Annotated in this window: 1 protein-coding gene; it reads left to right on the forward strand. The window is 40.0% G+C overall.

Annotated features, from left to right (window positions below; genetic code table 11):
* The coding region (locus tag KTG12_RS21500) for a TIM barrel protein (protein WP_216945556.1) at nt 1–403 on the forward strand (403 nt) is incomplete at both ends.

Below are 403 nucleotides of genomic sequence, written 5' to 3' on the forward strand. Positions count from 1 at the left end.
ATAAAAGCTTTAAGGATCTGCATGATCAGGGATTTGGTTCTTGTGAACTTAATTATCAGAAAAACAAGTTTACAAAAGATTTTGCTGAAAAAGTAAAGGCGGCCTCCAAGAAACATAATATAAAGGTAACAACGGTTGTCGGTGTGCCCGGAAGCCATTGTGTTTGGAATTTTCGCCAGGGACCAGCTACGATTGGTCTGGTGCCAAAAGAAGAACGGGCAGAAAAAATTAAAGTATATCATGAAATGATTGATTTCTGTGCAATGGCGGAAATTCCCGCTATGCACTCTCATTTCGGTTTTATACCGGAAGATCCCTCTTCCGAACAATATAAAGATTTTATCAAGGTCATGCAGGATTTGGCGAATTATGCCAAGCAGCGCGGTGTGATGATCTATTTTGA

It is taken from the genome of Parabacteroides sp. MSK.9.14 (assembly GCF_019041495.1).
GTDB classification, from domain to species: domain Bacteria; phylum Bacteroidota; class Bacteroidia; order Bacteroidales; family Tannerellaceae; genus Parabacteroides; species Parabacteroides merdae.